The organism is Aeromonas sp. ASNIH5, assembly GCF_002902865.1.
GTDB classification, from domain to species: domain Bacteria; phylum Pseudomonadota; class Gammaproteobacteria; order Enterobacterales; family Aeromonadaceae; genus Aeromonas; species Aeromonas caviae.
In genome coordinates this window covers 945,763-959,138 of the sequence record NZ_CP026122.1, presented here as the reverse complement: position 1 = coordinate 959,138, position 13,376 = coordinate 945,763, and the positions used below count along the sequence as shown (strand labels likewise).

The following is a 13,376-nucleotide window of genomic DNA, read 5'->3' as shown; positions in this document are numbered from 1 at the left end:
TAGATGAAGGCCATTATCCTGATAGTATCCAGCTTGCTTGGCTTTGTCACGGCGCCGGCCTGGAGTGCGGTGTATGAACGCAACACGGCGCGTCCGGTGGAGCAGGTGGTCTTCGGCCAGGTGGATGCGGTGCGCAACATCACCCAGCGCCAGATGGTGGAATCAGAGCATTCCGGCTGGAAAACTCTGGGAGGGGCCGTGCTTGGCGGGCTGCTCGGCAACCAGTTTGGCGGTGGGCACGGGCGGGAGATTGCCACTGCGGTCGGAGCGCTGGCGGGAGCGGCGGCGGTGCAGCAGTTTCAGTCAGGGGGCAGCGTGGTGGAGAACAAGCTGGTGGAGCTGCTGATCCGCAACGAGCAGAACGGGCTCATCAACGTGATCCAGGATTACGATCCGGCCATGGTCTTTGCGCAGGGCGACAAGGTGCGCATCCTCTATTTCAGCGATGGGGTGCGGGTCGACAAGACCTATTGAACGGTGAAGAAGGGATTGACCCGGCGGCCGCCACACAAGGGGCGCCGGGCGGTACTACACGGAGTGCCTCTGCTGATGCTTGCTCAGACGTCCTGACAGACTATCTTGTCTCGCCCGGTATTCTTTGCCTGATACAACTGGCGATCTGCCTCGCTCAGCGCCTCGTCCATGGAGAGCCGCCCGACATTGATGACGCCGAAACTGGCGCGTACAAAGAGCGATATCTCCCGGGACAGCGGTTGCTGGCGCATTTGCAGACGAAGCCCTTCCAGTCGCTTGAGCAGCACGGGAACGGGGCAGTGGGGCACCATCAGGGCAAATTCTTCACCACCGAATCGGGCTATCATGGCATCCGGGAAGAACTGGGTGAGCAGCCTGGCCAGATGACAGAGCAGCTGATCGCCGATGGCATGCCCCCAGTGATCATTGACCTGCTTGAAGTGATCCACATCGAGCACGCACAGGGAGAGCTGCGCCTGATGGCGCTGATGCTCCTCGAACCACTTTTGACCCTCGTTGAACCAGTAGCGTCTGTTGTAAAGTCCGGTCAGGTAGTCTCGGTTGGCCGATTCCTGGATGTTGTTGAACTGCTCAAGGGCCTCCAGGTTGTGGCTGACCCGGCACTGCAGCTCCTCGGGTTCAAAGGGCTGATTGAGAAAATCATTCGCCCCTTGCTTGAGGTAGCGTGCCGAGAGGCCGTGTTTGTCCGATACCGAGATGCCGATGATGGCGAGCTGCTGCTTGCTGTAGCGCTCGCGCAGCATTCGCACCAGGCTGATGCCGTCGATCTCCGGCATGTAGTAGTCCACCAGCATCAGGCGAATGGCGGGGTGCTGCTCGAGCTGCGCCAGCGCATCGCGGGCTGAATTGGCCTCGTGCACCTGCAACAACTGCTTGCGCAACTGGGCCGCGGTGCGGTGACGGGAGGTGCGTGAATCGTCGACCACCAAGACTTCGATGGCCTGGTTGAGGTAGAGGCGGTGCACCAGACCGACGGCATATTGCAGGGAGTGACGTGAATCCTTCATCACATAGTCCAGCACCCCGGCTTCCAGCCAGGCTTCCCGCTTCTCTTCGCTGATGTCGGCCGTCAGGATCACCACCGGCAGCCCACGCTCCCTCAGCACATTGACAGCCTCTCCGCCGGGGGCGTCCGGCAGGGTGAGATCCACCAGGGCGACCACATAATCTTCCCCATGGCAATCGCGAGCCCCTTCAAGGGTGTCGAAGGCGTCGATTTCCAGCCCTGTCTGCTGCGCAATGGCCTGGGTCAGCATGCGGCGTACCGTCAGGCTGTCTTCCACTATCATTATTTTTCGTTTCATCCTGCTCCTTGCAATAAAAAAGGGCATGCCAACTGGCATGCCCTTTATATCCTTCCGATTATTGTGCGTCCAGATATCGCTCTGCATCGAGGGCGGCCATGCAGCCGGTTCCCGCGGAGGTGATCGCCTGGCGGTAGACGTGGTCGGCCACGTCGCCGGCGGCGAACACGCCCGGGATGCTGGTCTGGGTTGCGAACCCTTCCAGTCCGCCACGCACTTTCAGATAGCCGTTTTCCATCGCCAGCTGCCCTTCGAAGATCTGGGTGTTGGGCTGGTGACCGATGGCGATGAAGACCCCCATCAGCGGCAGCTCGGAGGTGGTGTCATCCCGGGTGCTGCGCAGGCGCACGCCGGTGACGCCCATGTCGTCACCCAGTACTTCGTCCAGGGTCTGATGGGTGTGCAGGACGATATTGCCGCTCTCGACCTTGTCGTTGAGGCGCTTGATCAGGATCTTCTCGGCGCGGAACTCGTCGCGGCGATGGATGAGGTGCACCTTCTTGGCGATGTTGGCCAGATAGAGTGCCTCTTCCACGGCGGTGTTGCCGCCGCCGACCACGGCCACTTCCTGATTGCGGTAGAAGAAGCCGTCACAGGTGGCGCAGGCGGAGACGCCGCGGCCCTTGAAGGCCTCTTCTGAGGGCAGACCCAGGTATTTGGCGGAGGCGCCGGTGGCGAGGATCAGCGCATCGCAGGTGTATTCCCCGTTGTCGCCCTTGAGGCGGAAGGGACGCTCGGTCAGCGTCACTTCATTGATGTGATCAAAGAGGATGCGGGTATCGAACTTCTCTGCATGTTCTTTCATGCGCTCCATCAGGGCCGGGCCGGTCAGCCCTTCCGCGTCCCCTGGCCAGTTTTCCACTTCGGTGGTGGTGGTCAGCTGACCACCTTGCTGCATGCCGGTGATGAGCAGGGGATTTAGGTTGGCGCGAGCGGCATAGACGGCCGCAGTGTAACCTGCCGGACCGGATCCCAGGATCAGCAGTTTGCTGTGAGTGACTTGGCTCATGATGTGATTTCCGAGACGTGATGAGTTTGCGCGATTGTAGGTAATTCGTGATCCGTGGTCAAAGGCCAGCGCATCGATTGGGGCAATCGCCAACAAGAGGGGTGAGCCGGGGATGGCAGGCCAAAAAAAACCGCCCATCGCGGGCGGATTTTCACTCATCTACCTCCCTTTGCAGGGACGCGATCAGTTCAGCAGGGTCAGGGGATCCGTGTAAGCCAGGTTGTGGGCCACGGCAACCTCCTTGCAGGTGATTTTGCCCGCCATCACGTTCAGGCCGTGCAACAGGTGGGGATCGGCGAGCAGTGCGTTGCGATAGCCCTGTTCGGCCAGCTTGATGATGAAGGGGAGGGTGGCGTTGTTCAGGGCCACGGTGGAGGTCCGCGCCACGGCACCCGGCATGTTGGCCACGCAGTAGTGCACCACCTCGTCGACGATGAAGGTGGGATCTTCATGGGTGGTGGCATGGGAGGTCTCGACACAGCCGCCCTGATCGATGGCCACGTCCACGATGGCCGCACCGGGTTTCATGCGAGCAATGTGGTCACGGCTGACAAGTTTTGGCGCAGTGGCGCCAGGCACCAGCACGCCGCCGATGACCAGGTCTGCCGCCAGCAGATGGCGCTCCAGGGTCTCGCGGTTGGAGTAGACCACCTTGGCAGCCCCTTGGAACTCGCTGTCGAGACGGCGCAGGGTATCGACGTTGTTGTCGAGGATGGTGACGTCGGCACGCAGGCCGACGGCCATGCGGGCTGCGTTGGAGCCCACCACACCACCACCGATGATCACCACCTTGGCCGGTTCCACACCGGGCACACCGCCGAGCAGCACGCCGCTGCCGCCACGGGATTTCTCCAGTGCCTGGGCACCGGCCTGAATAGACATGCGTCCGGCCACTTCCGACATGGGGGCCAGCAGGGGCAGACCGCCACGACCGTCCGTGACGGTTTCATAGGCGATGCAGACGGCACCACTGTCGATGAGATCCTGGGTCTGGGCCAGGTCCGGCGCCAGATGCAGATAGGTAAAGAGGGTCTGGCCGGGACGCAGCATGGCCCGTTCCACTGCCTGGGGTTCCTTGACCTTGACGATCATCTCCGCCTTGGCGAAAACTTCGGCAGCGGAGGCCAGGATCTCGGCTCCGGCAGCCAGATAATCTGCGTCACTGAACCCAATGCCATTTCCTGCGCCGCTTTGGACGAAAACAGTATGGTTTCGTGCTGTCAGTTCACGTACACTGGCCGGAACCATGCCTACGCGATATTCATGGTTTTTTATTTCCTTAGGTACACCGATAATCATGCTATCCCTCGTCTATCGATTGGTGGTTTATGTTGCCTAGATGTTAAGCGACATTTGCGCCTAGTATATTCAGGTATTGACAGGATTTGTGACCATTATTATAAAATGACTGGTGATTCTTACCAAAAAATAGCCAAAGGATGGAATTAAATGATGGAAGCTAAGAGTCGGCTAAAGGATTTGGACAGGATTGACCGCAACATTCTGAATGAACTGCAAAAGGATGGCAGGATTTCGAACGTTGAGTTGTCCAAACGAGTTGGCCTGAGTCCCACACCGTGTCTGGAACGGGTTCGTCGCCTGGAGCGACAAGGGTATATCGAAGGATATGCCGCCATTCTGAACCCTCATTATCTGGACGCGTCTCTGCTGGTGTTCGTGGAAATTACCCTCAATCGTGGCGCCCCCGATGTGTTCGAGCAGTTCAACAAGGCTGTTCAGGTGCTCGAAGAGATCCAGGAGTGCCATCTGGTGTCCGGTGATTTCGACTATCTGCTCAAGACCCGCGTCAGCGACATGTCCGCTTACCGCCGCCTGCTGGGTGAAACCCTGCTGCGTCTGCCGGGCGTCAACGACACCCGCACCTACGTGGTGATGGAAGAGGTCAAACAGAGCAGTCGTCTGGTGATCAGCACCCGATAAGCGGGGTTGTGCTGTGACTTGCAAGTTCCATGACGAGTCACGATAGTCAGAAACGAGCGGCCGGTCCGCTCGTTTCTTCTTATAGAGAGTTTCAGGCCCGCCCTCAGGCACTGGCTGACAATCGGTGGGCTTTTCAGGGATACTAGGCCCCCTATCCCCGCATTCATGTTTTCACAAAGGAGCCGGAGTTTGGCCGATAAAAAGCTGTTTACTCCTTTATCAGGTACACAACGGATCTTCGAGGCCGTCTTGATCGCCATCACCCTGATGGCTGCCTATCTTTTGCTTGCCCTGCTGACCTACCATCCCGCCGATCCCGGCTGGTCGCAAACCTCCTGGCAAGGGGAGGTGAAAAACCTCGCGGGCAGCGCCGGTGCCTGGCTCGCCGACATCACCATGTTTACCTTCGGGGCCTTCTCCTATCTGGTGCCCCCCCTGGTAGTGCTGCTTGGCTGGAGCCTGTTCTGGCGCCCGAGCAAGCTGCTGGAAGTGGACTACCTCACCCTGTCGGTACGGATCATCGGCTTCGTGCTGACGGTGCTTGGCATGTCCGCCATCGCCAGCATGAACTTCAACGACTTGCAGAACTTTTCCGCCGGCGGCCTGGTGGGGGATGTGATCGCCTCAGCCGTGGTGCCGCTCTTTGGCGGCGTGGGGGCCAACCTGATGCTGCTCTGCTTCGTGGCGACCGGCATCACCCTCTTTACCGGCTGGTCCTGGCTCACCATCGTCGAGCGCATCGGTGCCGCCTGCACCGGCTCAGTCAGCGCCATCTACCATTTCCCCACCACCCTGGGCCGCTGGCTCACCGGTGGCTGGCGCCAGCCCCGCTATGAGGGGCCGGATCCCCTGCTGGAAGGGGGCGTGGGCAGCTTCGATCAGGAAGAGGATGACGAAGACCCCCACGGCAGCTGGACACGCAACCCCAAGGCGAAGAATCGCGCTCAAAAGACAAAAGCTGACGAATGGCTGCCGGAGCTTGACGAAGACACCTTCCAGTTCGATCCGCAGTTTGACGACGAAGAGGACGAGGCTCCGGCGCCTGCCGCCAAGGGCAAGCGCGTGGCCAATGGCCGTCCGCGTCCCGCCGTGCGCCAGGAAGAAGATGACCTCGACTTGCCCTGGGCGGAGGGGGATGACGAACCCGATGCTCCCGTTGCCGCTGCTCCGGTGAAAGCCAAGCGACGTCCCCAGCCCGGTCTGGCCCCTTTGCCGAGCATCGATCTGCTGGACAGGCCGCCCGCCAAGACCCAGATGATGAGCAAGGACGAGCTGGAGCGCATGGGCCGGCTGGTGGAGGCGAAGCTCGCCGATTACAACGTGCAGGCCAAGGTGGTGGGCGTCTATCCCGGTCCCGTCATTACCCGCTTCGAGCTGGACCTGGCGCCGGGCATGAAGGCGAGCAAGATCACCAATCTTTCCCGGGATCTCGCCCGTTCTCTCTCTGCCAGCAGCGTGCGGGTGGTGGAAGTGATCCCGGGCAAGACGTTCGTCGGGATCGAGCTGCCCAACCGGGTACGCCAGACCGTCTACCTGCGGGAAACCCTCGACTGCGAGGCGTTCGCGGCCAGTCGCAATCCGCTCACCATGGGGCTGGGTCAGGACATCGCGGGGGAACCCGTGGTGGTGAACCTCGCCAAGATGCCCCACCTGCTGGTGGCCGGTACCACGGGCTCGGGCAAGTCGGTGGGGGTGAACACCATGATCATCTCCATGCTCTACAAATCCTCCCCCGAGGATCTGCGTTTCATCATGATCGACCCCAAGATGCTGGAGCTCTCGGTCTATGAAGGCATTCCGCATCTGCTGACCGAGGTGGTCACCGACATGAAGGATGCCGCCAACGCCCTGCGCTGGTGTGTAGGCGAGATGGAGCGTCGTTACAAGCTGATGTCCGCGGTCGGGGTGCGCAACCTCAAGGGGTACAACGACAAGGTGCTGGCCGCCATCGAGGCGGGGGATCCCCTGGTCGATCCCCTGTGGCGTCCGGGCGACTCCATGGATCAGATGCCGCCGGAGCTGGAAAAACTGCCCCACATCGTGGTGGTGGTGGACGAGTTCGCCGACATGATGATGATCGTCGGCAAGAAGGTGGAGGAGCTTATCGCCCGTATCGCCCAGAAGGCGCGGGCGGCCGGTATTCACCTTATCCTCGCGACCCAGCGTCCGTCGGTGGATGTCATTACCGGTCTCATCAAGGCCAACATCCCGACCCGTATCTCCTTCCAGGTGTCGAGCAAGATCGATTCGCGCACCATCCTGGACCAGGGGGGCGCCGAATCCCTGCTCGGCATGGGTGACATGCTCTACATGCCTGCCGGCACCTCCAACCCCACCCGTGTCCACGGTGCCTTCGTCGATGACCACGAGGTACACAAGGTGGTGGCGGACTGGAAACTGCGTGGCGAGCCGGATTACATCGACGAGATCCTCTCCGGCGAGTCGGACGGCGAGGGCGGCGGCGGCGACTTCGGCGGGGGCGGCGATGAAGAGCTCGATCCCCTGTTCGACGAGGCGGTGGCCTTCGTGGTGGAATCCCGCCGTGGCTCCACCTCCAGCGTCCAGCGCAAGTTCAAGATCGGTTACAACCGGGCGGCCCGTCTCATCGAGCAGATGGAAAACCAGGGCATCGTCAGCGCCCCGGGCGGCAACGGCCAGCGCGACGTGCTGGCACCGCCGCCGGTTCGTGACTAAGCCTAACTCCTGTATCATTCTGGCCATGCCCTCTGCGGGCGTGGCCTTTTATCGAGAACCTCCCTATGAAGAGCCTGATGAAAAAACAACTGTTGATGGGTTCCATTCTGCTGGTTGCCAGCAGCCAGGTGTGGGCCGATGCGGCCAGCGATCTCAAGGAGAAGCTCTCCTCCGTCAATGTCTTCTCCGCGACGTTTGCCCAGACCGTCTATGACAGCAAGGGCAAGGAGCTGCAAAAGGCGAGCGGTTCCCTGCTGGTGCAGCGACCCAACCGCTTCAACTGGCACACTACCTCCCCGGACGAGAGTCTGATCGTGGCCGATGGCAAGGATGTGTGGGTGTACGACCCCTTCGTCGAGCAGGTCACCGCTCTCAAGATGAAGGATGCGGTGCTCAACACCCCCTTCGTGCTCATCGCGGGCAACGACAACAGCCTCTGGAAGAACTATGACGTGACCCAGGAAGGGGATGTCTATACCGTCACCAGCCGCAACAAGGACGAGCTGATCGCCTCCTTTCGCATCACCTTCGACCGTCAGAACAACATCAGTCGCTTCGATGTGAAAGAGGCCCAGGGCCAGTGGAGCGAGTTCACCCTGAGCAGCTTCAACCGCAAGCCGGTGCTCAAGGGCAACGAATTTGTCTTCAAGATCCCGAAGGGGGTCGAGCTGGACGACCAGCGCTGATGAGCCAGCCGTTACCGGCGTTATCGTCTGACCGGGCGTTGTTTATGACCGGTCAGATGCAAGGTCAATGCAAATGAGCAATTTATCCCTGGATTTCTCCTCGGACTTTCGTCCGCTTGCGGCCCGGATGCGGCCGCAAACCCTCGAGCAGTACATCGGCCAGCAGCATATCCTGGGGCCGGACAAGCCCCTGCGAAAAGCGATCCTGGCGGGGCACTGCCACTCCATGATCCTCTGGGGCCCCCCCGGCACCGGCAAGACCACGCTGGCAGAACTGGTTGCCCACTACTGCCAGGCGGAGGTGGAGCGGCTCTCGGCGGTCACCTCCGGCATCAAGGAGATCCGCGCGGCCCTCGACAAGGCGAAGGAGAACGGCTGGCGCGGGGTGCGCACCATCCTGTTCGTGGATGAAGTCCACCGCTTCAACAAGAGCCAGCAGGATGTCTTCCTGCCCCACATCGAAGACGGCACCATCACCTTCATCGGCGCCACCACCGAGAACCCCTCGTTCGAGCTCAACAATGCGCTGCTCTCCCGGGCCCGGGTCTATCTGCTCAAGAGGCTGGAGGAGCAGGACATCCTCGCCATGATCGATCAGGCGATGCAGGACCCGCGCGGTCTCAATGACCCTAGCCTGCGCTTTGCCCCCGGGGCCAAGGAGGCGCTGGCCAAGGCGGTGGATGGGGACGGGCGCAAGTCTCTGAACTATCTGGAGCTCCTGGCCGACATGGCCGAGGCCGACAGCTCAGGGGCGCGGGTGATCGACAGTACCCTGCTCGCCGCCGTGGTGGGGGAGCACGTGGCCCGCTTCGACAAGGGCGGCGATCACTTCTACGACCTCATCTCGGCGGTGCACAAGTCCATTCGCGGCTCGGCACCGGATGCAGCCCTCTACTGGTATGCCCGCATGGTGAGCGCCGGCTGCGATCCCCTCTACATCGCCCGCCGCTTGCTGGCCATTGCCTCGGAAGACGTGGGCAACGCCGATCCCCGTGCCATGCAGGTGGCGCTCTCTGCCTGGGACTGCTTCCATCGCATCGGTCCGGCGGAAGGGGAGCGGGCCATCGCCCAGGCCATCGTCTACCTCGCCTGCGCCCCCAAGAGCAATGCGGTCTACACCGCCTGGAAGGCGGCGCTTCATGACGCCAAGAACCTGCCGGACTTCGAGGTGCCGCCGCACCTTCGCAATGCACCGACCAAGCTCATGAGCGAGCTGGGCTACGGCGCCGAGTATCGCTACGCCCACGACGAGCCGGGGGCCTATGCCGCCGGCGAGCAGTACTTCCCCCCGGAGCTTGCCGGCAAGCAGTACTATCAACCCACCGAGCGGGGGCTTGAGAAGCAGATAGCCCAGAAGCTCGACTATCTGCACGAGCTGGACAAGCAGAGCCCGCGCAAGCGATAGGAAAGACCTTCAAGCCCCTCGCCCGGAAAGCGCACGACAAGGGCATCAGGGGAGGGGGTTCCCGGCAAAAACGGGCGCAATAGTCCCTGTTCGGGCGGGGGGGCGGTCTGCTACACTGCCCGTCTGACCCCGGTTGTCTTGGCCTTGCACCATCTTCTTGATTTCGAAGGCCCGATTCCGAAGGCAAAGGGGTGCGCCAACCGATGTTAACTTCCGGATCTGTTTCCCAACCCGGTCACGATGACCCGGGCCCAGATCCCATTAAAAAAAGTAGGTAAACCATGCTGGATCCCAAATATCTGCGCAGCGACATCACCGAAGCTGCCGCTCGTCTGGCGACACGTGGCTACGTTCTGGACGTAGCGGCGGTCAATGTTCTGGAAGAGAAACGCAAGGATCTGCAGTCCCGCACCCAGGAGCTGCAGGCCGAGCGCAACGCCCGCTCCAAGTCCATCGGTGAGGCTGCCCGTCGTGGTGAAGATGTTGCCCCCCTCAAGGCCGAGGTGACCAAGATCAACGACGAGCTCGAGACCAGCAAGGTCGAGCTGGAGGCCCTGCTGGCCCAGCTCAAGGGGATCGCCGACGCCATCCCCAACCTGCCGAGCGAGACCACCCCGGTGGGCCGTGACGAGAATGACAACGTGGAGGTCCGCCGCTGGGGTACCCCGCGTGAGTTCGATTTCCCGGTGCGCGATCACATCGATCTGGGTGAGGCGGCCAAGGGGGTCGACTTCAAGAACGGCGTCAAGCTCTCCGGTGCCCGTTTCGTGGTGATGAAGGGCCAGATTGCCCGTCTGCACCGCGCCCTGGCCCAGTTCATGCTGGACCTGCACACCCTGCAGCACGGCTACACCGAGTGCTACGTGCCCTATCTGGTCAACCCGGACAGCCTGTACGGCACCGGCCAGCTGCCCAAGTTCTCCCAGGACCTCTTCAATACCGGCATCGAAGGGGAAGGGGAAGACGAAGGCAAGGTGCGCAAGTTCTCCCTCATCCCGACCTCCGAAGTGCCGCTCACCAACATGGCCCGTGACGAGATCTTCGACGAGCAGGAGCTGCCCATCAAGATGACCGCCCACAGCCCCTGCTTCCGCTCCGAAGCGGGCTCCTACGGTCGTGATACCCGTGGCCTCATCCGCATGCACCAGTTCGACAAGGTCGAGATGGTGCAACTGGTGCACCCGGAAAAATCCTGGGATGCCCTGGAAGAGATGGTGGGTCACGCCGAGAAGGTGCTGCAACTGCTGGAGCTGCCGTATCGCGTGATGGCACTTTCCACCGGTGACATGGGCTTCTGCGCCGCCAAGACCTACGATCTGGAAGTGTGGCTGCCGGCCCAGAACACCTATCGCGAGATCTCCTCCGTCTCCAACTGCACCGACTTCCAGGCGCGCCGCATGCAGGCTCGCGTGCGCATCGACGGCAAGCCGCAGCTCATTCACACCCTGAATGGTTCCGGTCTGGCGGTGGGTCGTACCCTGGTGGCCGTGCTCGAGAACTACCAGCAGGCAGATGGCCGCATCGCCATCCCGGCTGCGCTGCAATCCTACATGGGCGGCCTGACCCACATCGGGTAAGCGCTCGTTGCAGACGACAACGCCATGGCATGCCATGGCGTTGTGCATTCTGGGCCCGGGAAACCCGCCGCAAGGGGAAGGGATAGCTCCCTTCGGGCCTGTAACACAATTTTATCAAGCATTGCGCAATCGTTTTTGTTAGACTGCGCCGCAATTTCGCAGGACATCTTTTTCTATGGTCTGGATTGATTACGCCATCATCGGCATCGTCGGTTTCTCCGCCCTCATCAGCCTGGTGCGCGGCTTTCTCAAGGAGGCCATGTCTCTGGTCACCTGGTTCGTCGCCTTTTTTATTGCCAGCCATTTCTATCCCGATCTCGCCGTCTATTTCACCTCTTTCTCCGACGCCATGGTTCGCAACGGTCTGGCCATCGCCGCCCTGTTCGTGGCGACCCTGATCCTCGGCAGCGTGGTGAACTACGTGGTGGGCCTGCTGGTGGAAAAGACCGGGCTTTCCGGCACCGACAGGGTGCTCGGGGTCTGTTTTGGCGCCATTCGCGGGGTGCTGATCGTCAGCGCCCTGCTGTTTTTCATGGATACCTTCACCAGCCTCTCCCAGAGCGACTGGTGGGTGGCGTCCAGGCTGGTGCCGGAGTTCAAGCCGGTGATCCAGTGGTTTTTCGGGTTCATGATGAACTCGTCCAGTTTTCTTCAACAGGTACAGTGACTTCGAGGTAGCAAAGACATGTGCGGTATTGTCGGTATAGTTGGCACCACCCCCGTCAATCAGGCCCTCTACGACGCCTTGACGGTGTTGCAGCACAGGGGACAGGATGCCGCCGGGATCGTGACCATTGACAGTGGAAACTTCCGGCAACGCAAGGCCAACGGTCTGGTGAAGGATGTGTTTGAAGTGCGCCACATGCAGCGCCTGAAAGGGAATATCGGCATCGGACACGTCCGTTATCCCACCGCAGGCAGCTCCAGTGCGGCAGAGGCGCAGCCGTTTTACGTGAACTCCCCCTACGGCATGGTGCTGGCCCACAACGGCAACCTCACCAACGCCAAGGAGCTCAAGGAGCAGCAGTTCAAGGTGGCCCGCCGCCACATCAATACCACCTCGGACTCCGAAGTGCTGTTGAACGTGCTGGCCCACGAGCTGGACTTGTGCGACAAGATGGCGCTGCGCCCGGAAGATATCTTCTCGGCGGTGCGCAAGGTGCACCAGCAGATCCGCGGCGCCTATGCCGTGGTCTCTCTGGTGATCGGCCACGGCCTCATCGGCTTTCGCGACCCCAACGGTATTCGCCCGCTGATCCTGGGTCGCCGGGTCGACGAGCAGGGGCAGGTGGAGTACATGCTCGCCTCCGAGAGCGTGGCCCTCGACGCCATCGGCTTCGAGACGGTGCGTGACGTCGCCCCGGGCGAGGCCATCTACATCACCGAGCAGGGCCAGCTCTTCTCCGAGCAGTGTGCGGAAAGCCCGCAGATGAACCCCTGCATCTTCGAATACGTCTACTTCGCCCGTCCCGACTCCTTCATCGACAAGGTCTCCGTCTATGCCGCCCGCCTCAACATGGGTCGCAAGCTGGGCCAGAAGATCGCACGGGAGTGGGACGATCTCGACGTGGACGTGGTCATCCCCATCCCCGAGACTTCCTGCGACGTGGCGCTGGAAATCGCCCACACCCTGGGCCTGCCGTACCGTCAGGGCTTCGTGAAGAACCGCTACATCGGCCGTACCTTCATCATGCCGGGCCAGACCCAGCGCAAGAAGTCGGTGCGCCGCAAGCTCAACGCCATCAGCTCCGAATTCAAGGGCAAGAAGGTGTTGCTGGTGGACGACTCCATCGTGCGGGGCACCACCTCCGAGCAAATCATCCAGATGGCCCGTGAAGCGGGGGCCGCCAAGGTCTACTTCGCCTCGGCCGCACCGGAAATTCGCTTCCCCAACGTCTACGGCATCGACATGCCCACCGCCAACGAGCTCATTGCCCATGGCCGTGAAGTGGAAGAGGTGTGCAAGCTTATCGGTGCCGACGGCCTCATCTTCCAGGATCTGGAAGATCTGGAAGAGGCGGTGCGGGAGATCAACCCCGAGCTGCGCCACTTCGAGACCTCGGTCTTCAACGGCCACTACGTCACCTCCGACGTGGATCAGGGTTATCTGGACCACCTCAATGCCCTGCGCAGCGACGACAACAAGGCCGTGCGCGAGTGGCAGGAAGGGACCAGCAACCTCGAGATCTTCAACGAAGGCAGTTAAACGTTTTCAGATTGCCAGCGTGATGAACAACAGGGGGGCCTCGGCCCCCCTGTTGCATG

Annotated in this window: 11 protein-coding genes; 8 read left to right on the top strand and 3 right to left on the bottom strand. The window is 61.3% G+C overall.

Annotated features, from left to right (window positions below; translation table 11 throughout):
- The first annotated feature begins 3 nt into the window (after positions 1–3).
- Entirely contained in the window at positions 4–474 is a 471-nt protein-coding gene (locus C2U30_RS04245) for a glycine zipper 2TM domain-containing protein (protein WP_041211363.1), read from the top strand.
- A gap of 83 nt (positions 475–557) precedes the next feature.
- Here the strand turns inward: C2U30_RS04245 and C2U30_RS04240 are convergent, their stop codons facing one another.
- The 3 genes from C2U30_RS04240 to ald all read right to left on the bottom strand — a co-directional run bounded on the left by C2U30_RS04240 (position 558) and on the right by ald (position 4,107).
- The gene (locus C2U30_RS04240) at positions 558–1,799 is read right to left on the bottom strand and encodes a diguanylate cyclase (protein WP_029314438.1); all 1,242 of its coding nucleotides are present in this window, start codon (positions 1,797–1,799) and stop codon (positions 558–560) included.
- A gap of 58 nt (positions 1,800–1,857) precedes the next feature.
- Positions 1,858–2,808 (bottom strand): thioredoxin-disulfide reductase, encoded by a 951-nt coding sequence (gene trxB / locus C2U30_RS04235; RefSeq protein ID WP_010674516.1) that lies wholly within the window; start codon positions 2,806–2,808, stop codon positions 1,858–1,860.
- 183 nt (positions 2,809–2,991) lie between these two features.
- Entirely contained in the window at positions 2,992–4,107 is a 1,116-nt protein-coding gene (ald, locus tag C2U30_RS04230) for an alanine dehydrogenase (protein WP_010674517.1), read from the bottom strand.
- A 150-nt stretch (positions 4,108–4,257) separates the two neighbouring features.
- Between ald and lrp the strand changes: the two genes are divergently transcribed.
- The 7 genes from lrp (at position 4,258) to purF (ending at position 13,317) form a co-directional block, all read left to right on the top strand.
- Complete coding sequence (gene lrp, locus C2U30_RS04225) at positions 4,258–4,749, top strand: leucine-responsive transcriptional regulator Lrp (protein WP_005300047.1); 492 nt, start codon at positions 4,258–4,260, stop codon at positions 4,747–4,749.
- Between the two features lie 189 nt (positions 4,750–4,938).
- Positions 4,939–7,443 (top strand): DNA translocase FtsK, encoded by a 2,505-nt coding sequence (locus C2U30_RS04220; protein ID WP_041211364.1) that lies wholly within the window; start codon positions 4,939–4,941, stop codon positions 7,441–7,443.
- 77 nt (positions 7,444–7,520) lie between these two features.
- The gene (lolA, locus tag C2U30_RS04215) at positions 7,521–8,129 is read left to right on the top strand and encodes an outer membrane lipoprotein chaperone LolA (protein ID WP_039039163.1); all 609 of its coding nucleotides are present in this window, start codon (positions 7,521–7,523) and stop codon (positions 8,127–8,129) included.
- Between the two features lie 67 nt (positions 8,130–8,196).
- Complete coding sequence (locus C2U30_RS04210) at positions 8,197–9,534, top strand: replication-associated recombination protein A (RefSeq protein ID WP_041211365.1); 1,338 nt, start codon at positions 8,197–8,199, stop codon at positions 9,532–9,534.
- A 281-nt stretch (positions 9,535–9,815) separates the two neighbouring features.
- On the top strand, positions 9,816–11,111 hold the full coding sequence (serS, locus tag C2U30_RS04205) for a serine--tRNA ligase (RefSeq protein ID WP_039039009.1): 1,296 nt from the start codon (positions 9,816–9,818) through the stop codon (positions 11,109–11,111).
- 175 nt (positions 11,112–11,286) lie between these two features.
- Positions 11,287–11,778 carry a CvpA family protein gene (locus C2U30_RS04200; protein ID WP_010674522.1) on the top strand — a complete coding sequence of 164 codons (492 nt, stop codon included), beginning with the start codon at positions 11,287–11,289 and terminating at the stop codon, positions 11,776–11,778.
- An 18-nt stretch (positions 11,779–11,796) separates the two neighbouring features.
- Entirely contained in the window at positions 11,797–13,317 is a 1,521-nt protein-coding gene (gene purF, locus C2U30_RS04195; protein ID WP_041215287.1) for an amidophosphoribosyltransferase, read from the top strand.
- The last annotated feature ends 59 nt before the right edge of the window (positions 13,318–13,376 follow it).